This window comes from Hyalangium ruber (assembly GCF_034259325.1).
Lineage (GTDB): Bacteria > Myxococcota > Myxococcia > Myxococcales > Myxococcaceae > Hyalangium_A > Hyalangium_A rubrum.
The window spans coordinates 1,247,466-1,271,251 of record NZ_JAXIVS010000001.1 but is presented as its reverse complement, the minus strand read 5'-3'; the positions used below and the strand labels follow the sequence as shown (position 1 = coordinate 1,271,251).

Here is a 23,786-nt window from a genome sequence, read left to right as displayed (position 1 = left end):
CCGGTCACGCTCCCACGGGGTCGCCCAGGACGAGCGACCCCGCTCGCGGAGTCGCTCCCATTCCTCCGGGCTCACATCTGCACGCAGCATCGCAGATGTGTACAACATCTATGGCGGACCGCTTAGCCGCTGCCTCAAGCCCCGCGCTCGCCTCCTCCGCACCTGCTTGGGGGCGCTGTCCGACGCGCGCGCCACGGGGCCGAGCTGGAGCTGTCCGACGCGCGCACCCTAGGGCCGAGCTGAAAGGACGCGGGCTCACGGCCGCAAAGGGCGCCTGACTTCGACGCGGGGCGCCCTCTCGCGTCTTCATCCTGGACGAGCAGATCATCCGTGAATCCGTCGAGGTGGAAGGCCGCGCCCGCTTCGCCCGGGTGGATCCAGCGGATCAGGGCATCATGATTGCGCCCGCAGTGCCACTGGGGCCCGGTGAAGAGCAAGAGGGGGACATGGCGTCTGCGCATCAGAAGGATCAGGGCAGTGTTGAAGGGAAGGGGCGAGAGCAGACGGGTAGCAGGCCTTCTTCGCGTGGATGAAGCCGAACTTCACTTCATCTCCTTCGCGAAGAAGGCCGCTGCATTTTTTAGGATGTCCTTCTCCAGTTCCAACGGCCGTACCCGCTTGCGCAGCTGCGAGAGCGCCTCACGCTCGGCCATCGTCAACGCTTCGGGCTTGCCCACACCCTGGTCCGCCTTGGCCTGCTGCACCCAGATGCGCAGGGCCGACTCGGTCAGGTCCAAGTCCTGGGCCACCTGGCCGTGGACTTGCCTTCCTCCAGCACCAGCTTCACCGCTCCCTCCTTGAACTCCGGCGTGAACTCCCGGAGCTTCCTCCGGGGCTTCTTCAGCTTCTCTTCGCTCTCGGACATTCCCCTGCTCCTTCACCACATCTCGGGTGTCCACGGAACTGGGGCAGTCTCAGTTGGCGTGTGCCCCAGACGGTTGAGCGGTGGGCGCACCGACATGTCACACCTGTCCTCCTGCATTTGTCAGCAGCTCTCCTCTGCCTCTCTGCGCTCCTTCCTCCCCTGCAATCGTGCCCCTATCCGCCTTATGCGCCGCTTCGGCCGCTTGATGCACATGGCACTTTGCGTGCCACTCACCGCGCTCCGGCGAAAGGAGGCACTTGCGAGCACAGCCCCCTCGGGCCGTCCGTGGGCACGGCCACATCATCCGCAGCTAGGGATGGTCCGGAAAAAGCGCTGGAAGGTCCGGAGCTTGCACAAGGGTGAGTGGCGGGGTGTCTCCATAAACCACGGAGTTTACGAGTGCGCTCACTGCAATGGTCGCCGGCAGCGCGACTGGACCATGGCAGATGCGGGTGGCGCAGGCATGTCGTCATGCCTGGGGTACCTACTCGTCCGGTCTTACAGGCGGGGACAGAGGTGTGCCCCTGTTCGGCTTGGCGACCGACGCCGCTCCAACTATACCCAACGTATGGAGCTTGAGCTTAGCCGGACGACTCGGGCCTGCCTTGCCACAATGTCGGACACTGGCGCCTTCGAAGCGCTCGCTGCTGGGGTGTTACGGCAGGCTGAACCTGATTATCGCCATTTGGTGGAAACAGGGACAAACGCCAGTGGCAAACCAGTGAGATCACCGGTGGACGGCCTGACGCTTGTGCCGATGTCTTCCCCCCCGCATCTCGTGGCTGTACACCACACTACGACAGCAGCCACGAAGTTACGAACCAAGTGGCTATCTACCGCAACTAAGACTGAAGGAGACCTTCTCAAAACGGCAAGGTGGGCCAAGAAGGCACGAGAGAAATTACCGGGTGCGAGAGTTACATTAGTACTCACCACCAACCAAGCTGTATCCCAAAGCTTGTATCTGGAGGTCCAGAGAAAAGCGAGGAAGCACGGCCTATCAGTAGACATCTGGGACCAAAGCCGAATCGCCAACCATCTTGATACCACGGCGGATGGGCAGTGGCTACGTCGGAGCCTTGGGATTCGACAAGAACGCCTCTCGGCGGACTTGCTAGGGGAAATTTCCCGGAAAAGCTTGATGTCGCAATCCCTATTCGAGCCGGACGGTAGACGCATTCAGCGGGCATTGGACGCGGAGCTCATACGGCAGGTTGATGCAACACCTGACATACTGTTCCTCGTTGCCGAGTCGGGACTCGGTAAGAGTTCTGCTGCGAATGCCCTCCTCGCGCGTCACTTGGACAGAGGTGGATTCGGCCTCGTGCTGCCCCACCAACTGCTTGAGATAGCGGCGACACTGGAAGCGGCGATCGAAGCACTACTGCGGCAGTTAGAGCCGAGTCTCGCCGAAGGATGCGGCGCGGCGTCGCTGGCACTCGGAACTTCCAATGAGCCCGTGGTGTTGATCGTGGAGGACATCAACAAGGCGGCTAATCCTCCCGCTCTCGTAGAGCGGCTCGTTGGTTGGTGTAAGTTCGGAGAGCCGTCGCATAGCTTGGGCCGACATAGGTCCCCCACTTCCATGCCATGGCGGTTGATATGCCCTCTGTGGCCACAGATCGTGGACCGCCTGCCAGATCAATTCCGCGAACGACTCCAAAGCCGCGCACTGTATGGTGGGCCTTATAAGCCAGAGGAAGGCTGCGCTGCCATCCAACGCCGCGCATATGAAGTAGGCATCGCGCTTTCACCGATGCAAGCGGCAGAGATGGCTTCATCCTTAGGTCAGGACCCACTGCTGATTGCGCTGCACGAGCCAGATAAAGCCGTCAGGTCTGATGCTGTGATTTCGAGGTTCATCACACGGAGTCTTCAACGTACTGCAGCGAGTGTGGAGGATGGTCTCGGACTGTCGAACTTCAAGGATGCTTTATCCCGGCTAGCTAACGTCATGCTGGAGCAGCGAGTGCTCTCCCCTCGCTGGTCGGACCTGCAGCGATGGTTTCCTGACGACAACAAAATGGCCCTGCAGGCGCTCGGCCGCCTTGCGTCTAGGCGGGAATTGATACGGCGGGATCCACAGGGTGACGACGACATACTGGCCTTCCGCCATGACCGTGTCCGCGATCAGCTTTTGAGTGAAGCGATAGCATCCGGCCTGCAGACTGGAACTCTGTCGCACTCTGTCTTGGCGGAGCCATTTTACGCTGAACTGGTGGGTACCGCGCTGCTCGCCGACCGGAACATAGGGCACAGTTGGGTTACGCAGGTTCGAGAAGCTAATCCGCTTGCGCTTTTCCATGCGCTCAAGTTGTTCCGGGAGCCGTCTGTCGAGCTGCACCAAGCTATATTGGCAGAGATTGAAGTCTGGCTCGTGGATCCTGTCACGTTCGATCAAAGAAACAGCCATTTGCTATGGGCCGTTCAGCAGAAACTCGCAGAGACCGACTCGCCGCTGGTGCTTCAGTTGACGAAACGGATGCGTCAGAAATCTTGGCCTGTAGTTCAGGCGCGCTTTCGCAACGGAGATGCTCAAGCTGGAGCTTTGTTTTGCACGATGGTAGGCCCTGGCTCCAAAGCTGAGTGGCGAGATCAGCTAATCGATCATGCCACCGCTCATTATGGTGCGCGAATCATTACAGATCTCGACCAGATGCTGAGAACCCTGCCGCCGGGAGAACAGCGAATAGGCGCACTGAACCTTGCAGGACACCTTGGAATGCCAGTTTTTGCGGCGTCAATTGCGAATGCGTGGACAACCAATACTCATCTGCCCGAGGAGTTGTCGGCTTTTATATGGGCTGCGGCTCGCTGCGGTAGCAACGATCCTGCCTCTCTCCTCGAACCAATATGTACTGCTTGGGCTGCTCTACCAGAAGAACGTAATACCAAGGGAGCCCCTGAATCACGCTATGAAATTGCTGAAACCGAAGTGCAGTGGGCAATGGCTCGAGAAGGCCTTCCAAGCACGGTCATCCACTATTTCATCACGCGCGCAGAGTTAGAGGATCTCGCATCGCCTATCACTTACATGCTCCATGGGCTCGATCACCCAGATGTCATGGAGTTTTTGGTTCGGTCCGCTACCGCGAGGTTGAGGTATGATTTTAGTACACTCTGCGAGCCTTGGGACGTGCATCGTAGGAGGGGGCGCAAGCTTGGGCCTGCCTCGCTAGCCCGGTTGCGAGACATTTGGCTGGATGTCAACCAAGAGGTTGATGTACGCTGCCGCTCCATTTGTCTATGGGGGGGGAGCGCTGAAGTTGCGGATTTGGACACCCTCCGGAAGATCGAGCCCACCAGCCCGCTCTATAAGGACGCCATCCGGATACGTATGCTCTTAGGCGATCCAGATAGCCACACCGGCTTCCAGGCAATGTTGGCCGCAGGCCAACGACGAAGTTACTGGTGGCAGTTCGCGCGGCATGTTTGTTCCCCGGATTTCCTGAGGTCCTTGGACGCAGAATTAGCGCGGCGTGGTCAAGAAACCACACGGGAATGGTACCAAGAGGGGAGCGGGTTGGACAATTTTCTCTCTGAGATTATCCAGCGGTTGCCTTCATCTGAGGCGGAAGTTCTCTTGGATCGGCACTGGGAGCACTTGCGATTCAGCTATTTATTTACTGCCGCTGCTCTGTTCGTGTCGACTCCGCTAACCTGTCAACTTGTGGCGCAGAGTATCAGCAAGTGTCCTGAACCGCGACAACTGCTGCGTTTCCTAGGTGGCCACTATGGGCTTGTTTGGGAAGGTCACGGCCCGCGCGCTGCCCTGAAGCAACTTGAGAGCCTTACCCCATATTTGGAACATTTAGGCGAGGTCGACATCCTGCAACTATGGACCCATTGTAACCGCATGGGCTTCCACGCTTGGCGCCAGAAGCACCTAGACCAATACGTTAGTACTAAGTATCGCATCAGACATGGACTTGATGACGATGCACTAAGCAAGGGGTTGGACGATATTGTTGCTAAGCGACACGGGTACATTCATCACTGGATAGAACAGTTCGAAGAACGCGGTGACTCACCTCGACGCGCAGTAATGGTAGTAACAGCGTGGTTGCGAGGAAGGCAGACTCTTGAAGCGCTGAAGGTAGCGGCCGAAGTCATTGTGTCCCTTGGAGCCAGAGCTGACTTGGGCCTATTAGATCTGAAGGCTATTGAACCTGCGGACGCCGCAGCTAAAGTCCTGGCTGACAGCTGCTTTGCGTTGTTCCGTCGCTCGCTACAATAGCCTTGGTTGTTTTGCTTGGCGGCGGCGGCAATCGAACCCGCCGCTTGGAACTCCTGGCGAGAGCGCTCCAACTCGGTCGAGCTCAGACATAAGTTCCCCCAAGATCCCCCAAGCAGGTGAGGAGGAGGCGAGAGCGGGGAAGGAGGCAGCGGCCAGAACGGGGCGGATGAAGCAGAGGACGCCGCGAGTGGACTGGGCCGAGTTGCTGGGGCGGCTTGGGCAGCAGTGTGCCCTATGGAGGTGCTCGGCCCCCTACACCGGCCTGGCACACAGTTCGGGCGGCTCCCGTCCGCGGCTCTCCTCGGCCCCTTCGCTCCAGCCCTCACCTTCAACCGGCCTCCCATTTTTCTTATGCTCAGAGGATGTCGAGGCTCCGGCCGACGAACGGATGCCCGGTCCCGAGCGCCTTCCGCAGCCTCGCGATGGCCTCGCGCAGAAGCGTGCGCCGTGAGGCGATGGGCGTGCGGCACTGTGAGCGCGGCGGCGGGAGGGGGGCCTCGTCCAGGTGGGGCTGCAGTCGGGGCCAGCGCGAGGAGCGGGCGTGAAGGTGCCTCGTGACGGCGGCTCGTCGAGGCGACAGAGCCTGCTCGGGAGAGCTCCTCACGTCACCCGCGGGAGAAGCCGTGCCCCCGTGCCGTGCCGACCCGATGTGCGCCAAGCGCTCAGGGAAGTCCGAGGTCCGCGGCCACCACGCGCTCGAGCAGCTCCAGCGGGAGGCTCCCGTGCGAGAGCACGGCGCGGTGGAATGCCTTGAGCTCGAACGCCTCACCCTTCGTCGTGCGCACGCGCTCCCGCAGGGCGCGCAGGCGCAGCGCGCCCGTCATGTAGGCGGTGGCCTGACCCGGCCAGGCGGCGTAGCGGATGACCTGCCCGTTCGCGGCACCCTGGGAGAAGCCCACGTTGTCCTGCATGAACTGGATGGCTTGGGCCTGGGTCCAGCGGCGGTCGTGAATGCCCGTGTCCACCACCAGCCGTGCGGCGCGGAACGCCTCCGCCTGCAGCCGGCCCACGTCCCCCAGCGCGTCATCCTGGTACCAGCCGAGCTCGCTCGCGAGGCGCTCCGCGTAGAGGGCCCAGCCCTCCGTGGAGCCCGTGAAGCCCACCACCCGCCGCACGAGCGGCAGCGCGAGGTCCTGCGCGACGCCGAGCTGCAGGTGATGGCCGGGGACGGCCTCGTGATAGGCGAGAGTGCGCATCCCGAAGCGGGCCTCGGGCCGGGTTGCGGCGGCGAAGAAGGCACCGGGCCGCGAGCCGTCGAGCGACGGGGGGACGTAGAAGCCGCCTGCCTCGCCGCCGACCACCTCCACCGCGGCGCTCGGCACGAGGTCGAAGGCTTCACCGAGCCGCGCCTGGGCCTGCTCGATGATGAGCGTGTACGTGGAGACGACCTGGCTTGCCGGGACCGTGCCCCCTGCCTGGGCCGCGCGCTCGAGGCCCTGGGCGATGGTCTCCCCCGCCGGGAAGCCGAGCGCGGTGAAGCGCGCGCGCATCTCCCGGTGGAGCGCCTCGAGTTCGCGAAGCCCGAGCTGGTGCAGCTCCTCCGCCGTGACGTCCGCGGTCACGTGCCGGCGGAGGGTGTGGGCATAGTAGGCCTCACCGTCCGGCAGCTGCCAGACGCCGAGCGCGGTGGGGGCCAGGGGCTCCTGTGCTGCCAGGAGCCGCGCGAGCGAGGCGTACGCGGGCTGTACCGACGTCCGAACGAGCTCCTCTGCGCGCCCGAGGAGGCGCTCCCGGTCAGGCCCGGAGAGAAACGTGCCGCGCTCGAGGAGTGACGCGTAGAAGGGCGTGCTGTGCGGGCTCATGGTGGACAGCGACTGCAGCTGCGGGCGCACGATGCGCAGCAGCGGCTGGGGCAGGCGCACCCCCGCGGCTTCTTGCCTCCGCAGCGTCTCCTCCACCTGGCCGAGCTTCTCCGCGACGCGCCCGAGCCTCCCGACGTAGGACTCCACGTCCGCCACGTCGCGCAGCGGGTGGACGTCCGTGAAAAACAGCTCCATGCCGCCGTTGACCGAGGCGAGGGTCGGGTTGATGCGGTAGTCCTGCGCCTCGAAGCGCGCGTCTCGCTGGCGCTCCTCGAGCCACCACGCGTACACGTCGTACGTCACCTGCTGGGTGCGCGAGAGGGCCGCACGGTCGTGGCCCTTCAGCAGCTCGAGCACCACACCCTGCTGGGCCCGCGTCTCCGCGGCGAAGGCGTCCGACACGTCGTCGAGGAACGTGCGGCCGACGTCCAGCTCGCGCTCCAGGCCGAGCTCCACCACGCTCTCCGGGCTGCGCCTGAGCAGGATGCGGAAGGAGCGCTCCACGAAGGCGTCGAAGGCGAGCGGCGCGAGCTCCTCGCGCACCTCGTCCGCCGTGGGGAGCCGCGGCCGCTCCTCCTCGGGCGGAGCGGCGGTGTCGCGGCACCCCGCGGCGAGGAGGAGCACGAGTGCGAGGTGGCCGATGGCGGCCGGGAAAGAAGCAGTGGAGACGGGACGCATGGAGACCTCGACCGTCCGGCCCTGACGGGGGAGTGGAGGGAGTGAGCAGTGCGTGCCGCACCTCCACGGTGCTCACTCTGATGCAGCAGGCACCCCGCGCTCAAGGGGGGAGGGGCTGATAGAACACCACCTCGCGCGTCCGCAGAGGCTGGCGCCCCGTTGCTCTCAAGCGCTTTCCCTCTGAGAAAGGGGGCGGGGCTTACACTCCTACGAGAAGCCCGGCCCCCCTCCACTCTCCCCGCGTGCCCGAGGTGATCGACACAGGCGTGGCTCAGGTGAACCGCTGCTTGAACCGCCGCTCCCCGTCCGCAGTGCCGACGAGGATGAGCTCCGTCCCTTCCACGATCACGGTCCCGGGCTCCGGGTTCACCGAGGTCCCGCCGCCAGTCGTCTCGAGCGCGATCACACTGCACCCCGTCTCCTCTCGGATCCGGGTGTCCCGGAGTGACCGGCCGATCAGCTCCTTCCCCGCCGGATAGCGGAAGACGTCGAGCCCCTCGGCGAGCATCACCACGTCATCCCTCTCGAGCAGGTTGATGATGGAGTTGGCGCCCATCGAGGCGTAAGACATGACGAAGTCCGCCCCGGCACGATGGAGCGTGGAAACGTTCCGCTCCATCGTGGCGCGGGTGATGATCTGCATGTCCGGACGCAGGCGCCGGCAATAGATGGTCAGGTAGATGTTGATACCGTCATCGTTGGTGGTGATCAGCGCGGTGGGTGCTTCGTCGATCCCCGCGCGCTTGAGCACCTCCAGATCCGCGGCGGAGCCGAGCACCACGTGGTCCAGATGTCTGGCCTGCTCCGGATCCTTTTCGACGATACGATACGGCACCTCCCGCTCTCGGAGGGTCGCGGCTACCGCCTGACCCACACGGCCACCGCCGAGGATCAGCACCGGGCGATCGAAGACGTTGTAGATGACGAACAGGCTGTCGAAGTGCTCGAGCTGGGAGGTGGTCCCGGCCAGCAACAGCACGGTGGTGGGTTCGATGCGGGTGTTCGGGGTGGGCAGGATGAACTGTCCACGTTGCCAGACGCCCACCACGTTCACCCCGGTCACCTCCCGGAGCCGGGACTCGGCCAGCGTCTTGCCCACGAAGGGAGTTCCGGTGACCGGCGCCTCGGCGATGATCAGCTCGCCGAATCGGCCGATCACGTTGGCCCGGACCTCGCCCGCCATGGTCCGCCGCGCCAGCGACCGGCCGAGCATCACCGGCAACTGCACCACATGGTTGGAGCCGGCCAGCTCCAGCACGTCCACCGACTCTGGCTTCTGTGCCATGGTCACGATGGGCACCGTTTCGGTGAGTTCGCGCACCGTGAAGGCGATGTTGGTGTTCAAGAAGTCATCGCCGCCGGCGACCAGCATCGCCGCGCGGTCGATGCGCAGGTTCCGGTACGTCTGCTGATCGTCCCGGGCACCGACCATCACCTTGATCCCCCGATCATGGAGCTCCAGGGCGCGGGCGAGATCTTCCTCCAGCACCACGTAGGCGCGCCCATAGAATTCCAGGCGGGAGATGAGGGAGATCGTCACCGGGCCGTAGTGGGTGAGCACCACGTGCCCGGAGGTCGTCTCTGGCAACTGGCGAGGTGCCCGCTGCTGCTGCTGCGCCTCCATCCACGGGGAGTAGAAGAACTGGATGAAGGTGAAGGGGAGCAACACCAGCAGGAAGATCACCCCCGACAGCAGCACCACGATCGAGAAGAAGCGGCCGAGGTCCGACTGAAAGGTGATGTCCCCGAAGCCGAGTGTGGTCATCACCGTGAGGGTCCAGTACAGGCCGGTGAGCCATGAGTGCTCCTGGCCCTCCCACGCCATCACCACGTGGAACACCACCGTGTAGCTGACGACGAGCACCGCCAGGAGCAGGAGCAGGCGCAACAGCGCACGGATGTTGCGGCGGGCGGTGGCGTCGGCGAAGAAGTACGCGAGCTGAGAGGACAGGAACTTCATCCCCCTGAAGACTGGAGGAGGTTGGCGGAGGCTGTCGAGGGATTCTCGTACCCACCCCAGCGCTACGATGGCGCCGAGTTCAACCACCGCTTCCTCACGGCGGGCCGCGGACGTCCTGCCGCGTCTCTGGTGCAGGACACCCTCAGAAGGGAGTCCAGGAAGGACCTCTCCTCCTGTTCTGGGTTCCCGTGTACGAAGGGCGACACGCACCTCGGCGGTGCGCGCCTGTGAGGCCTCCTCGGTCCGCCCCGCCGCCTCCAGCAGGACCGCCGCGCGCGCGTAGTGGTCCGCCGCCTGCTCCAACGGCAGCACCTGCTCCTCCGAGCGAGTCGCTGCGAGGAGGTAGGGAAGGGCGCGCTCCACCCAGCCCGCCTCCAGCCAGTTCCACGCGGTCGGCCGAAGCCTGGGCATTGAGCGTGATGAGGACCCTGCGCGGCGGATGACGCAGGGCCCCACCCGGGCCTACTGCACGTTCAGGAAGATGGCGGTGGGCACGCCCCAGTTGCCGTTCGCGTCCTGGCTCTCGACGAAGAGCGTGTGCCGGCCCGGCGTCAGCCCCGAGGTGAAGACCGTGGCCTGCACCGACTCGATGCTGCTGCTGAAGGCGCCGTCCACCGGGCTCATCGCGTACGTCGGGATGCTCGGCACCCACGACGGCAGGTCGATGCTGTAGCGCGCGGCGGCGATGGCCTGTGAGGCCTCGGTGCCGCCGTTGGTGCCGTATCGGGTGTCATTGGCCTGAGCCGTGAGCGTCACCGGCGTGCCCGCTGTCACCGTGCTGGCCGACAGCGTGAGGTTGACGGAGTCCGGGCCCGCGGCCACCTGGTACGGCCGCCGCGCCGCCTTGAAGGCGTACCACAGCGCCGGCATGTTCTTCGGGACGATGGTGTTCTCGAAGGTGCTGCAGCTCTCGAAGAACGACCCGCCCATCTCGAAGGTGTATGAAGCGATGCCCAGCCGCCCGTAGGCGAAGGCGTCCGTGGAGCCCGAGGCCGCGTAGAGGCAGCTGGCCACCTGGCAGGCCTGGTAGCCGTTGAAGTAGTTGAACTTGCGCCCCAGCGTGCGCAGTTGCGTGGCGTTCGGCGGGGGCGTGGTGCTCGTTCCCCACGGGTAGAGCACGTAGCCGCCGTAGCTGTGCAGGCTGATCATCACGCCCGTGGCGTCCGCCGGCGCCGGATCCGTGGAGTTCGGCCCGCGCTGATCCGGGAAGATCGACAGGATGTAGTTCTCCAGCGCCTGCGTCTCCGGCTCCGAGCCCGCCGCGCTCCCCCGGTACGTCTCATTGCAGTGGCTGGTGCTCGAGCCCGAGCCGCCCCAGTCGAAGGTGCTGTTGCGGTTGAGGTCCACTCCCCACGTGGTGGTGTTGCAGGCGCCCTGGGTGGTGTTCGTGTTCTTGCGCTTGCTCAGCCCCGTCTCCGCAATGCGGCGGCCGTCCGGGTTGGACTGGACGATGACGTGCAGTTCGTGGTGATCCAACAGCCAAGTGGCGTCCGCGTCCGTGCCGTAGCGGCTGGCCACCTGCTCGGCGAAGCGCGCGGCCATCTCCGCGGTGGTGTACTCGCGCGCGTGGATGGCGCTCATCAGGAACAGGCGCGGCTTGGGCCCCAGGAGCCACTTGTTCGTGAGCACCAGCACCCGCATGTCATCGCCGGGGTTACCGCCGGCCGTCACCTTGTCCCAGCTGTCGCCAATGTCCTGCCACTCGGCGATGTTCGGGTAGGTGGCGGCCAGGTTCGCCATGCTGGTGTACGTCTCGTTCACCGTGCGGTAGCACGGGTAGCCGGAGATGCTCGTGGTGGAGAAGCCGTCGCGCGGTGCGTTCAGTTGCTGGGTCTGCTCCTCGAGCCGCTCCACGCGGCGGCCTTCCTTGCGCAGCACCTCGTACTGCTCGGGCGTGAGCAGCGCCTCCACCGTCTTCTTCTGGTTGTCCACCGCCGCCGTCAGGTCCAGCGTCTCCGCCAGGCGGTTGAGATCCTCGCGGGACTGGAACGAGACCCGCGCGACGATGGTCTCCTGCGTCTCTGGCGAGGGGCCAGCCTGGGCGGCGAGGGGGGAGAGGGACAGCGCTGCAACTGCGAAGACACTTGCGACGGACTTCGACATGGGAACCTCCGTGAGCGCTCGGTGCGGGCGAGGGGGGACACACTAATGCCAGGAATTCTGATTAATCCAGCTTTCTTGTGAAAGGGTGCTCAGCGCAGGCCGTGGATCCACTGTCCTCGGGTGGCGAGCACCGCCATGTCGCCGAAGATGGCGGGAGAGGCCTTGATGAGGCCGCTGAGCTTGGGCGAGTCCAGCTCCTCGCCGGTGCGCCCGTCGAGCAGGGCACGGTGCCGAGGAGGTCGCCCTGGAGGATGAAGGTGTGGCTCTGCTCGTCCTTGCAGGCGGTGGGCGAGGACCAGGCGTAGTTGTCCAGGGGCTTGCGCCACACCTCCTCGCCGGTGGCCTTGTCGAGCGCCACCATGAGCCCGTCGGTGAAGCCTGGGCAGCGCGAGAGGGTGAAGATGACGCGGTCACTCACGTCGCCCGAGCCCACCAGCGGCGTGGCGAACACGCCCGCGTCCACCTTCTTCGGCTCGCGCGCGCCCTGGCACGGATAGGAGCGCTCCCAGAGGACGCGGCCGGTGAGCCCGTCCAGCTTGCGCAGCCAGGACTTGCCGCTGGGGCCCGTCTTGTCCACCTCGGTGCCAGTGTAGAGCACGGGTCGGCCGTCCTCGAGCTCCACGGGGATGCTGGCGTCGGTGTCGTCTCCGGCGGGGAAGGCCCATGCCGCTGGTGCTGCCGCCGCTGCGCAACCGGCGCGGAGACCTCCGGCTGCTGGCGGAGCACTTCGTGCGGGCCCACGCTCCGCGAGCGCAGGCGGTGAAGTTCACTCCGGCCGCCCTGGCCCGACTCGAGCAGCACTCCTGGCCTGGGAACATCCGCGAGCTGCGCAAGGTGGTGTGCCGCGCCCTGCTCGTGCGCCAGGGCCCCAGAATCGATGCCCGCGACATCTCCTTCGATGAGGAGTTGCACCGCGCGCCCGAGGAGACGGCGGTCCCTGCACTGGAGCTGCCGGCGGGAGTCACGCTGGAGCAGATGATGCAGCGACTGGAGCGACAGCTCATCGAGAGCACCCTGCGCCGCTGCCGCAACAACAAAGACCGCGCCGCCCGAGAGCTGGGGCTGGCCCGCTCCTCCCTCTTCAAGCGTCTGAAGGAGTGGGGCCTCGGCCAGGCGGAAGAATGAGAGCCGCGAGGGAGCAGAAGCCACAGGTTCCAAGGGAGCGGGGCTGAGCGCCGCTGGGGACTGGGAAGGCGGCGGGAATCGAACCCGCATCAAGGCGAGAGCAAAACCCCAAGCAGGTCGCGCTGTTACCGGCTAACGCCTTGATCTCTCATAGGTTCGTTCTGCTGCCTCATCCCGTTTCGTCCCGTCTCGTCCCGTTCTCATCCCCGCTGGAGGGGCACACTGGGGGCACATGCGGCTCAACAGGGTAAATTCGCTCACGGATGAGAGCGGCCCGAGTTCCTCGTCTCCCAGGGTTCACAAGAAACTCCGCCCAGCGCCTTTCGCAGCGGCGAAGGCTGAACCGAAGAAGGAGCGGCCGCCGCGACAGGATGGGGCCGGGGTGCTGCGCAGGACGTTCGCGTTGGTCGTCTTCGCCAGTAGCCGGTGTGGAGGCAGGCGCCGGGTGTTGGCGTCCCTGACGGGCCCCACCGCTGGCGTAAGTGCAGGGGCCACCCCAGCAGGCATGGGGATGAGCCTCAACCAGTAACGCTGCCCCAGACGCCCATTCCCTGCTGGCTTTTGGCTGGGTGGGCCCATCGTGTGCCCAAAGAGGACTGCGCCGCCTCTCTACTGGCCTAGCGCCAAGCCCTTGGCTCACCCGGCAGCGGCCCTCCTCGGCCGGGTGCGTCCGCCCGCGCCACTCTCAAAAGCGCCCCCATCTTTTCTAGGCGTCCCAGCACACACCGGCCAAGACTCCCGGGCTCGGGACAGAGCGTATGGCGTGATCAAGCCCTGTCGGCGAGGAAGTCCAAGAACTCCACAATCTCTACTGGGAGCACGATTTTTTGAAATGATTCACGAGGGATCGCATCCAAGAGCTTGGAGACGTTCGCTCCGATGTTGTGCTGCTTGGTCGGCAGGTGGGACCCGATGTGGCGGAGCACGAAGTTGGCGCGGTCCTTTCCCCTTTGCCAAATCTCGGGATTCGCCCGCACGGCTTGCCGCGCCTCTTGTTGCGCAGCCTTTCCATAGTACTTCCGGGTACGGCGGTACACCTCAGCAAACTCGTCCTCCGTAGCCTCGTTCAGCGTAACATCACGATCTGCTGCGGTGATCGCATCTCGAATCAGCCCTTCGAGATCCGAAGGGGTTGCGTCGCCGAGCAGCGCTCTGAAGATAGAGGAAAGGACCGGCACGTCGATAAACAAGGATTCAATGCTGTGGCGATGCCACACCTGTTCGACCCGTTCCACTTGATTCCCGGTGTGCATGCTTCTTCCAGGCTGGCGCTCGTAGTCGCGATCCTTGACATCCACCACCACGAGGGCCTCCGAAGGCCCGAGTGTTGGTAGCAGCGAAGAAGAAACCAGTCGTTCCACAAGTTGAGTGGTAGGCGTGTTCGCCACGCCCTGTAGCGGGATGATCATCCATCTTTCGAAACGCCCATGACGTGCGGGCGCTGAGTGGAAGTGCGCCAGAGCGCACCTTTGCAGAATCGCCTTGTCGCTCTTTCCTTCACAGAACAACACACGGCGGGAGCCCAGGAAGTTGATTGAGGCGAACTGCATGAGGTCATGCGTGTCGGAGAGGGCGCGCAGCAGTTCATGCTGTGAGTCCAGGCGGCGCGGCTTGCTGAAGGGACGTTCGAACGTGAGTACCGCAGTATCCGCACGCCAGGACACCTCGCTGGCAATGTCCACGGAGTGGGTCACAAAAACGATTTGAGCACCTTTCTCCCGGGCTCGATCCGAGAGATGTGCCGCCAGGGCTCTTTGGTTTCTGGGATGGAGGTGCAGTTCAGGCTCGTCAAGGAGGAGGAGCTTTTCTCCGGTTGCAGAGGGCCGAGACAGGAAAGTCTCCATCTCCACCAGCAGGGACACCATGCTGATCAGCGCATGATTTCCGGCACCCAGTTCGTGAGTGCTCCCGTCTCGACGGAAGTGGACGGCCAAGGGCAGGAACGGTGTCGCTTCACCGAGGGCCGGGGGCCTTACGATCTCCGCGTTCGCCAAGGCACGGAGAGTGCGATTGATTCGCTCCAATCCCGCGTCGCCGAGCCGGTGCAACCGGTTCCGTAGGATGTCCGATTGCAAGCCGCTGCGCGAAAGGCCCTCCACCTCCGCCTCTGAGCGAATGGGCTCGTCAATGAGGATCCGGCTGACGTGCTGAATCAGTGCTGCACTGGCCCCCTGCATCGACGCTGGCGGTGAGTCAGGAACCGGCCCAGAGTCCAGGTGCACAGTCAGCGACCCGTTCGCAGAGGGGCGGGCAAGCAGCCGCACATGACCCAAGGTGGCTCTGTCGAAATCTGCCGCCACGGAGAACTCTGGCGCAATCGAAGGTCCCTCGCGGGTCAAGATCGCTTGAACATTGGGAACGGCCGATTCGAGCACGCCAGGCGAAGCTTCCGCCGATGATGGAGTTGCGTAGGTTCCCCCGCGTCGCCTCGAATCATCAAGTGCCGCCATCAGGAAGAGACTTGCCTCCAGCAGCGTCGACTTTCCATAGCCGTTTCGCCCAATGATGACCGTCAAAGGCGCGAGTTCGAGCTGCAAAGAGCGGAACCCGCGGTAGTTGGAGAGTTCAAGCCGAGTGAGCATCAAGGCGGGATATACGAAGGGCCCAGGGCCATCTGACGGACGGAATCCCAACTGTGGAGTAGGCAACCAACCCGACACCGTGTGGCTCACGTACTGTGCGGCAGTATGCAGGCCCCAGCGTGGGAGCCAACCTCCCAGGCTGCCAAGGGAGTCCCAGGTGCTTCAGGATGAACTCCGGCGTGAACTCTCGGCGCTTCCTACGCGGCTTCTTCAGCTTCTCTTCGTTCTCGGACATTCCCGTGCTCCTTCAGCACATCTCAGGTGTCCACGGAACTGGGGCAGTCTCAGGGCTTCAGTTGCACGCTGCCGCAGACATGAGCGGCACGGCGAGCTTATGGCGCCCTCTGAAGCCGGAACGACGTACACTAAGGGCATGGCCAGTCCTCACAAATACCCGCGTGATGTCGTCAAGGCGATGCTCGACGACGAGGAGTTCCTGAGAGAGGTTCGTGAAGAGATGACGGGTACTCCAGAGCCGTCTCAAGGACCTTCTTCCGAGGTGCTGGAACAGCTTGTCGAGACGATGCTGTTTGCGTCAATGGCGACAGAAGAGGGTCGCATCGAGCCGGTGGGAGTCGTCTTTGCGGAAGCGAAAGACGACTTCGAGGCTGGGCCCCGGGAGCGCATGTGGGACCTAATGACCCTCCGTGTGCCGCGGGCATTTACTGTCCCAGAGGTTACGAAGCTTGCATCTATCTGCGACATTCCACGCTCTTTTCTTGCAGTTGTACGAGTAGGAGGAGAACTCAAGATCCTTGGGGTCGCGACTCCTGGAGTCCGCCTGTTCCTGAGCGAGGACAGGTTAGTTCGCGTACTCGCCCCACGCACCGGAACAGTCGTTGTGTACCGAGGGCCCTCGGAGACAGTTCGCTATGAGCGCGGAACGATATACGTCTCTCCCCCGCCCTACCTAGGGACTGCCCAGCGGCGGCGCGAGGAGCAGATGACGTCAATTGCTAGGGACCTGCTCAGCAGCAAGACACGACATTCTCCCTTGAGAATCTTTACAGAATGCAGCCAACTCGTCGCTGGCATGAGCCAGCGTGGCCACGGAGGCATTATTGCGATTCTCGGACCAGATGATGACCCAGCACCTCTGATCGAAGGCTCACGCGAGCTGGCGCAGCCAATTCGGTTTGGCGCAGCCATTCGTGAGCATCAGGATCTTGAGGATGAGGAGAACCCACTCGCCCATGCTGAGCGAGCCATCCATCTGGGGACTGAAATTCTGCTTGCGCTACCAGGAGAGCAATCACGGAGTGAGCGTGTCGCCGACCGGCTTGACCAACTACGCCAGCAGATTGTGCGACTCGCGACCGTTGACGGAGCAGTGGTCATGAGCCATTCGCTCGACGTACTTGCATTCGGGGTCAAGTTGCCCGCTGGGCATGACGCTGCTCCGGAGGTCTGCTCGGTAAACGCCAACGGAGAGCTAGGGGCGAGATGGCCAAGCGAGCGTCACGGGACTCGTCATCGCGCTGCTGCTGCATTTGCGAGCATGTTTCCGAAGGGATTGGCCCTGATCGTCTCGCAGGATGGAGGTGCAGCGGTGTTCCACACCTTCGAGTCCAAGGTCGTCTGCTGGCCGCTGAGCATCTCGGTAGCAGGCAGCAGGTAGCCACACAGCCAGGGCGAGTCTCTAAGGCGTGTCCGGGAAGTACCGAACCCGGACAGACCACCTAGATGCTGCGCGCTCCGAGGGAGGAATGTACAAAACCGGGCTAACTCTTTCGGACACCGAGCGAACTAAGCGCGGGCCGCGCTATCTCCAGCGGGCCCAACCTGTCGGTGGGCGAGCGAGGGGAATCGCATGCCAGTACGCCTCGAAAAAGAGACCGTACAAGATCTCGTAGCCAAGGCAGACGCACAGCCGGAGTCGACGCTCGCGTGGGAGGCGCGACGCATTCTCGCCAACTGGCTCAAAGAACAAGGCCTCGACATGGACGCCGCCACCCGAAAGCTGATTCGCGACACCCTCACGCGGTGGGGCATGCCGCAAACGGTCGAATGAGGAACGCTCCCTCAAGCGGGGGAGGAACCGGGGCTGGAGCGAGGAGAGCCCCGCCTTTGCCGCGACGGCGGAGGAACCAAGGAAGGAGCGCACACCCCGTTTGGACTGGGCCGGGCTGCTGCGCAGGAGGTTCGCCCTCGACGTGTTCGCGTGCGGCAGGTGTGGAGGCAGGCTGAGGGGGCTGAGGTATGTGAGGGCTCCCGGTGGAGTGCGTGCCCTCTTGGAGCACTGAACGTAAGGAGCCAGAGAAGCCGCGCGCAAGGCGAAGTGCAGGGTCGGAAGATGGCTCTCGCTGCGGCTCATCAAAGGCGGGAGTGTCCCCTGTTGGCGCCCTCGTAACCCCTCGAATCACGGCCCTCGGCGCCTTCCGGCGGCTCAGCGGAATCGAATTCGAATCCCGCCCTGGGCACGCCAAAAGAGCCTCCAAGTCCTTGGGATTTGGGGGCTTTTCCCTTTGCCGCGGGGCGCTGGTGTCGTACCGTTGGTGGCCCCCTTCCGTCTGATGCAGACCGTGCTGCCCCTCAACGACTTTATCCCCACGCTCCGCAAGGTCATCCCTCGGTTCGCCTCGCACCCGCCGGATCCCCAGCAGGAGCAGTGTGTCCATCACGCTGCGGACGTTCCGCTCCAGATCGTCGCCGGTCCGGGCAGCGGGAAGACGACCGTGCTCGTGCTCCGCGCGCTGCGACTCGTGCTCGTGGATGGGCTGCTACCCGAACAGATCCTCCTGACGACCTTCACGAACAAGGCTGCGGACGAGATCCGGACTCGGCTCATCGAGTGGGGTTTCCTCCTCGTCGATTACCTCCGGGCGCACGGCTCCTCCACCCTCAAGGCGCACCTAGCGAAGGTGGACGTCAACCGGTTCTTGACAGGAACGCTCGACAGCATCTGCGAGGACGTGCTGCGGAGACTGCGCGCACCCACGGACACCGCGCCGGTCCTGCTGGAGGGCTTCGCGGCGAACACGCTCATGCACCGACGGGGCTTGACCGGAACGGTCTACAATGGCGGCACGATCGCCCCGGATGTGGCGGCGTACCTCTCGGGATTCACCTTCGATCGGGCGAGCCCCACGAACGTGGCCGAGCTCGTCAAGACCGTGCGCCCGCTGTTCGACCGCTTCTCGCACGACGTCATCGACCTGCAGCAATTCCGGACGCTGGCGACGCATACCTCCGCTCGCGATCTCCTCAAGAGCGGTTACGAGGCCTACGTCCAAAACCTGCGCGCCGACAATCGCCTGGATTTCGCTCTGCTTGAGAAGGAGTTCCTCGATCGGCTCTCCGCCAACCGGCTCGATAGGTTCACGGACGGACTCCGCGCCGTTCTCGTCGACGAGTATCAGGATACGAACTTGCTCCAGGAGAGCATCTACTTCCAGCTCTTCCGGAAGTGCACCGCGTCGTTCACCGTCGTCGGAGATGATGATCAGTCGCTGTATCGCTTCCGCGGTGCAACGGTGGAACTCTTCCGGGACTTCCGGAATCGGCTCGCAAGCGCCGTTCCCGGCACGAATGCTCAGCGCATCGACCTGTTCCTAAACTACCGCTCCACTCCCGAGATCGTCACCTTCTTCAACTCGTTTATCGACAACGATCCCGATTTCCGCCCGGCGCGGGTCACTCCCCCGAAGCCGACGATCCAGGCACGGCTTCCCTCGAAGGGCGCACCCGTTCTGGGGATGTTCCGCGACACAGCTGAGACGCTGGCGGCGGATCTCGCGTCGTTACTCAACGATGTGTTCCGGGGGAACGGGCGCGTCGTTCAGGGCCAAGCGGGGCCTGTCGCCATCACCCGGGATCCGAACGGAGGTGACTTCGGCGATGCCGTGCTGCTGGCCCACTCCGTCAACGAGTATCAAGCCGGGTTCAAGGGGAACCCGCCCCGGCCTCGTCTGCCCTGTTTCTTGCGGCAGGAGTTGGTCTCCCGGAACATCCACGTCTTCAATCCGCGCGGTCAGGCCCTGCGCGACATCCCGGACATCCAGCAGTTGATCGGCGCGATGCTTGAGTGCCTGGATCCAGCTGGGACGGTGCAGACCTCGATGCTCCTGCGCCTCGAAACCAAGCAACACCTCACTACGTTCCGGAACGCGTACGCGCAATACGCCGCCACGACCCCGCATCCGACCAACCCTCGAGGCCTCTCGGCATTCGTCACAGCCTGGGGAAGCCGCCAGCCACAGTCCACCGCCACCTGGCCGCGCGAGTGGCCAATCCTCGAATTGTGTTTCAAGCTCCTCTCGTGGTTCCCGCGTCTCCGGGACGATCCCGAGGGGCAAGTGCATCTTGAGGCGGTATCGCGCGCTATCAGTCAGTCCGCGACCTTCTCGCCCTACAAGTCGCTCGTGCTCTTTGGTTCGGGGCCTCACGACCGCCGCAGCGTGGAGAGTGCCCTGCGCGACATCTTTGCGCCGCTCGCCGAGAGCCTGATCGACGTCGACGAGGAGATCATGCCGGCGGTGCCACGGGATCGCTTCTCGATGATGACCATCCACCAGGCGAAGGGGCTTGAGTACCCGCTGGTCATTGTGGACGTCGCCTCCGACTTCAAGAAGGACCACCACAAGAACCGCTTCAAGCGGTTTCCCGACCAGCCGAGCAACGTCGCCGAGATGGAGGACGATCTAGCGTCCGCCTGCATGGTCGGATCACTCCGGCAGCAACGGACGGCCTTGCAACGCACCTACGAGGATCTCATCCGGCTCTACTACGTCGCGTACAGCAGGCCTCAATCGGTGCTCCTCCTCGTGGGCCTGAACCCCTGCTTGAGGTATTCGACCACGATCCACAACATCGCCACGTTCTGGAGACGAGACGGCTCTTGGCCCTGGGCAGCCCCCTACTCAAGCCGGAAGCCCCCCGGCATGGCCAATGCGATTCCCCTGGAGTTGATCTGATGCTGGAGCGACGTCGAGAGCGCGAACTGGTCCCCAACTACTCCCTCACGGGAGATCTCCTCTCGTTCATGCGCTGCGGGCTGCAGTACCGCTACCAAAACGGCAGCGCCCTGCCGCCCTCGCGACCCGTTCAGATGTGGTTCGGCGAGTTCATCCACGGCGTCATGGAGACGGCCTACCGGCTCTGGAAGTCGAGCCCACCGGCGTTCCCCTGGCCTTGCACGAAGACGCCCTACAACGCGAACCCTCCTTCCAACCGTGCGGCCCATGACATCGGCGTCATAGGAGATGTCGTCGAGGCAACGCTCGCTGCGGCGGGGAAGAATCCCAGGAGCAGGGACCTGCGAGATAGCGCCTACGAGCGCGCCGAACGCGCGGTGAACGAGATTGGCCCCCAGCTCTTCCCGCTGGTGCAGTCAGCCGAGGAGCGGGTCATCGGGACGCGCCCGCTCACCATGCCCGCGGGCATGAAGGCGCGCGCCCGGATGTACGAGCTCCACGGGATTATGGACGTGCTGTCCTCGGTGACGGTGGGAGCCACCGGCAACAACGCGCTCTGCGACGCGGTGAGGGCGGTGGTTCCCAACCTGCCGTCCGGTGCCGAGATCATCGTTGACTACAAGGGCGCGGCTCGTCCCTCGACGAATCATCCGTACTGGAAGCAGGGTGACTGGCAGTTGCAGATGTACGCGTGGCTTCGTTCGAAGCAGCCGAACGCGGCTCCGGTCGTGGCAGGCGTGCTGATCTACATCAACGAGCTCGCTCTCGGTCAGGCCGGCCTCGGCGAACTCCAGCGTGACGTCAAGCACGGTCGCACGGACGTGAAGCCCGTGCCGGGGTCTCGCGACGATTACCTACTGAGGACGTGGACTCCCGGCGCGCAGATTCCGGCCTTCTCCCTGGAGTTCCGGATGCAACGCGCCATCCGAGCGGTGCCCATAACCGATCCGAGCATGACTGCGGCGCTCGCCGAGTTCGACAAGGTCGTTGTCGACATCGAGTCGTGCGCCGCGCGAGAGGCCCAGCACGGGAAGATCATGGCCCACTGGCCAGCGGGCGGAGATGATCCGACCTGCGACGCCTGTGACTTTCGTCACTTCTGCCCGTCGCCCGCCGCCGCTCGTGCCAAGCCGGGCTACCAGCCTCCCGCCCCGGATACCCCGTAGGGTCTCTCGCCGTGTTTGGAAAAGGTGACCGCGGGCCCCATCTCCGCGCGCTCCCAAACGGGGGCAGAGCCGAAGCCGCAACTGTGCTCTGAAACTGGGACCGGTGGAGCCCGCGTGTCCAGGCTCCCCTGCTAGCTGGGCAGAAGCCCGCGACGACGGGGGGCTCCTCAGCCTTGGGCGTTCAGCGCACCGGCAGAAGTAAGGCGACCAGCCGCGCCAGTGCCTTGATCCTCAGACTGTCCAAGCGAGCGAGGCGGCGCAAGAGGCGGCGCTTTTCAGGCGTGTCCATCAGGCCAGGCGGCACCGTGTTTACCCCGGGAACGCTTTTCCCCAGTTCCACTTCAGCAAACCCCATCAGTTCATCGGGCCCGCTGCCGAGAATCAGGCACATGCGCAACAGCGTTGGAACGCTCGGCAGCACTCCCCCCCGCTCCATTCGTCCATACACCTCGGAAGCGATGCCGATGCCCTCGGCTGCTTCCGCCTGAGTCATGCCCGCTCGCTTACGTGCCTGCTTCAAGGCCGCGCTCAGGGTGGCGGGTAATCGGCGCTGCCGGATCTCGATGTGTCGCGGCAGTGGGGAGGGCTTGCGGTTGCGCTCCGTGGGGCGCCGGGAGCGTGCAGCGGCGGGAGGTTTCGCGGGGGCTCTTGGCATACGGAACCTGCGGGCGTTGTCCTGTCGGACGGGTGAAGGCCCCAAGGGCCAGAGGCGGACGGCTAGGGTCAGAGGGGGAGACGCGCATAGGGGGCTTGTCTGCCGTCAACCTCGAAGACAAGCCGATCCCATCCTCGGCACGACGCCGAAGCAGGGCCTGCGGGGAGCGTGAGAGAGGGCGCGGCGGGTAGCTAGGGAGTGCTGTCCCGCTCGTTGATGATGTCCTCTTCCGTTACCATGTTGGGCGGCAGCTGGCTCTCGCTCGTGGGCCCGAGAACGCCCCGGCTCATGCTGGCCCCCGTCAGAGAGAGCTGCACCTCGTCTAGCGCCTCCTTGGGCCCGTAGGGGGCTCCCAGCGCAGCAAGGCCCGCCCGCAGATCGGCCTCCACCTCAGCAGCCGACTGATAGCGATCTTCCGGGTTCCGCTGGATCAACTTGCGGACGATGGAGCGCAGCGGATGCGCGAGAGGCTCGGTGATCTCGTCCACTTCTTCCCGGGTGAACGTGGCAGCCCGCAGGATGCAGTCTTCCGCATGGTCCGGTAGCTCTGCCTCCATGGCCGTGATCGCCGCGTCTAGAACCTGCGCCTTGACCTTCGTGGTTAGCTCCTCCTCCAAGTCGTCGGGCCGCACGGTGGCGGTGCTGTAGAGGTGGCGCCACGTGGCCAGTTCCAGCAGCACCAGCCCCAGCGAGAACAGATCCGAGCGCGGATTCGTCTCCTCGCAGAGCAACGCCTCGGGGGAGCAATAGAACACGTCACCATGAGGGCGCGGCAACGTCGATGCCACTCGGCCCGGGAGCAGGGAGCGCGCGCGGGCAAAGTCCGTCAGTATCACCCCTCCCTCTGGCTCCAGGAAGATGCGGGCGGGGTTCAAGTCCCGATGAACGATGCCCAGCGGGGCGCCGTTCTCGTCCTTGCAGGTGTGCGCGTAGTGCAGCGCGCCCGCAACCTCGGCGCCCACGTAGAGGCAGAACGCCGGGGAGAGGAGCTTTTCGCGCATCTGCGAGTAGGTGATCAGAGTGTTGATCGAGGTGCCCTCTACACGGTCGGACACGATGTAGAGGACGCCTTGAACTTCGTAGGGCCCAAGAGTGCGGGCGATCCTCGGATGTTGCAGGTACGTGGCGAGGTGCGCCTCTTCTCGGAGCCGCGCGCGCATCCTTTCCAGCAATTCGGGATCGTCAGACGACGTAGGCGGCAGGCTGCGGACGATGACTTCCCGCAGGCGCTTCTTCTCGGTGCGTTCATAGGCTGGGACGGTCATTTCCCCGAGCCTGGATTGGGCCAACTCTTCGACCAACGGTCGAAACAGATCGACCTCATACGAGAGATCGCCATGAGAGAAGAGAATCACCCCCGGGACGCTCCAGGGTTGGCGAGCAGTGGCCATGTGGGATCGACTCCTGGCAGCGCGAGAAAGGGCGCCACCCAACGGAGGAAACACTACCCGGCATGTACTGGGACATGGAACGACGCTCCAGGTTAGGCGCGGCGCGATCCCTGGCTACAGCGTCAGCGGAACGACCCAGCAGGGCCACCTCGACGCGGGAGGGCTCCACCCGGCCCAACTTCCCCTGTCCGACGCGGCGCGGGCGCTCCACAGGCACAGCAGGCCCGCCTCGACGTGCTCACCGGCCCGCGCTGCACCTGTCCGACGTGCGTGAGCGCTCCACGGGCCCAGCAGGTGAGCCCGGACGCG

Annotated in this window: 13 protein-coding genes and 1 pseudogene; 6 read left to right on the top strand and 8 right to left on the bottom strand. The window is 64.3% G+C overall.

Annotated elements, in window-relative coordinates:
- Positions 1 to 495: 495 nt before the first annotated feature.
- Positions 496 to 865, bottom strand: a pseudogene (locus SYV04_RS43690) (transposase); the annotation flags it as partial.
- A 1,624-nt stretch (positions 866 to 2,489) separates the two neighbouring features.
- On the opposite strand from SYV04_RS43690, the gene SYV04_RS05100 reads away from it, so the two are divergent.
- A complete protein-coding gene (locus SYV04_RS05100) occupies positions 2,490 to 5,102 on the top strand; it encodes a hypothetical protein (protein ID WP_321544448.1) in 2,613 nt (870 codons plus the stop codon).
- Between the two features lie 662 nt (positions 5,103 to 5,764).
- Here SYV04_RS05100 and SYV04_RS05095 read toward each other — a convergent pair.
- The 4 genes from SYV04_RS05095 to SYV04_RS05080 form a co-directional block, all read right to left on the bottom strand.
- Complete coding sequence (locus SYV04_RS05095) at positions 5,765 to 7,582, bottom strand: DUF885 domain-containing protein (protein ID WP_321544447.1); 1,818 nt, start codon at positions 7,580 to 7,582, stop codon at positions 5,765 to 5,767.
- Positions 7,583 to 7,853: 271 nt separating this feature from the next.
- The gene (locus tag SYV04_RS05090; protein WP_321544446.1) at positions 7,854 to 9,542 is read right to left on the bottom strand and encodes a potassium channel family protein; all 1,689 of its coding nucleotides are present in this window, start codon (positions 9,540 to 9,542) and stop codon (positions 7,854 to 7,856) included.
- A gap of 462 nt (positions 9,543 to 10,004) precedes the next feature.
- Positions 10,005 to 11,645 carry a M14 family metallopeptidase gene (locus SYV04_RS05085; RefSeq protein WP_321544445.1) on the bottom strand — a complete coding sequence of 547 codons (1,641 nt, stop codon included), beginning with the start codon at positions 11,643 to 11,645 and terminating at the stop codon, positions 10,005 to 10,007.
- A gap of 61 nt (positions 11,646 to 11,706) precedes the next feature.
- On the bottom strand, positions 11,707 to 12,243 hold the full coding sequence (locus tag SYV04_RS05080) for a PQQ-binding-like beta-propeller repeat protein (protein WP_321544444.1): 537 nt from the start codon (positions 12,241 to 12,243) through the stop codon (positions 11,707 to 11,709).
- Between the two features lie 65 nt (positions 12,244 to 12,308).
- On the opposite strand from SYV04_RS05080, the gene SYV04_RS05075 reads away from it, so the two are divergent.
- Entirely contained in the window at positions 12,309 to 12,770 is a 462-nt protein-coding gene (locus tag SYV04_RS05075; protein WP_321544443.1) for an AAA-type ATPase lid domain-containing protein, read from the top strand.
- 767 nt (positions 12,771 to 13,537) lie between these two features.
- Here SYV04_RS05075 and SYV04_RS05070 read toward each other — a convergent pair.
- Positions 13,538 to 15,352 (bottom strand): ATP-dependent nuclease, encoded by a 1,815-nt coding sequence (locus tag SYV04_RS05070; protein ID WP_321544477.1) that lies wholly within the window; start codon positions 15,350 to 15,352, stop codon positions 13,538 to 13,540.
- Positions 15,353 to 15,686: 334 nt separating this feature from the next.
- On the opposite strand from SYV04_RS05070, the gene SYV04_RS05065 reads away from it, so the two are divergent.
- From SYV04_RS05065 to SYV04_RS05050, 4 genes are all read left to right on the top strand, one after another.
- Positions 15,687 to 16,970: a putative sensor domain DACNV-containing protein gene (locus SYV04_RS05065; RefSeq protein ID WP_321544442.1), complete on the top strand. Its 1,284-nt coding sequence runs from the start codon at positions 15,687 to 15,689 to the stop codon at positions 16,968 to 16,970.
- Between the two features lie 192 nt (positions 16,971 to 17,162).
- Complete coding sequence (locus SYV04_RS05060; RefSeq protein ID WP_321544441.1) at positions 17,163 to 17,363, top strand: hypothetical protein; 201 nt, start codon at positions 17,163 to 17,165, stop codon at positions 17,361 to 17,363.
- A gap of 502 nt (positions 17,364 to 17,865) precedes the next feature.
- The gene (locus SYV04_RS05055) at positions 17,866 to 20,265 is read left to right on the top strand and encodes an ATP-dependent helicase (RefSeq protein WP_321544440.1); all 2,400 of its coding nucleotides are present in this window, start codon (positions 17,866 to 17,868) and stop codon (positions 20,263 to 20,265) included.
- Positions 20,265 to 21,431 carry a PD-(D/E)XK nuclease family protein gene (locus SYV04_RS05050; protein ID WP_321544439.1) on the top strand — a complete coding sequence of 389 codons (1,167 nt, stop codon included), beginning with the start codon at positions 20,265 to 20,267 and terminating at the stop codon, positions 21,429 to 21,431. Before SYV04_RS05055 ends, SYV04_RS05050 begins: the two co-directional genes overlap by 1 nt.
- Before the next feature lie 181 nt (positions 21,432 to 21,612).
- Here the strand turns inward: SYV04_RS05050 and SYV04_RS05045 are convergent, their stop codons facing one another.
- Entirely contained in the window at positions 21,613 to 21,951 is a 339-nt protein-coding gene (locus SYV04_RS05045) for a helix-turn-helix transcriptional regulator (protein ID WP_321544438.1), read from the bottom strand.
- A gap of 326 nt (positions 21,952 to 22,277) precedes the next feature.
- Complete coding sequence (locus SYV04_RS05040; protein WP_321544437.1) at positions 22,278 to 23,477, bottom strand: serine/threonine protein kinase; 1,200 nt, start codon at positions 23,475 to 23,477, stop codon at positions 22,278 to 22,280.
- Between the last annotated feature and the right edge of the window lie 309 nt (positions 23,478 to 23,786).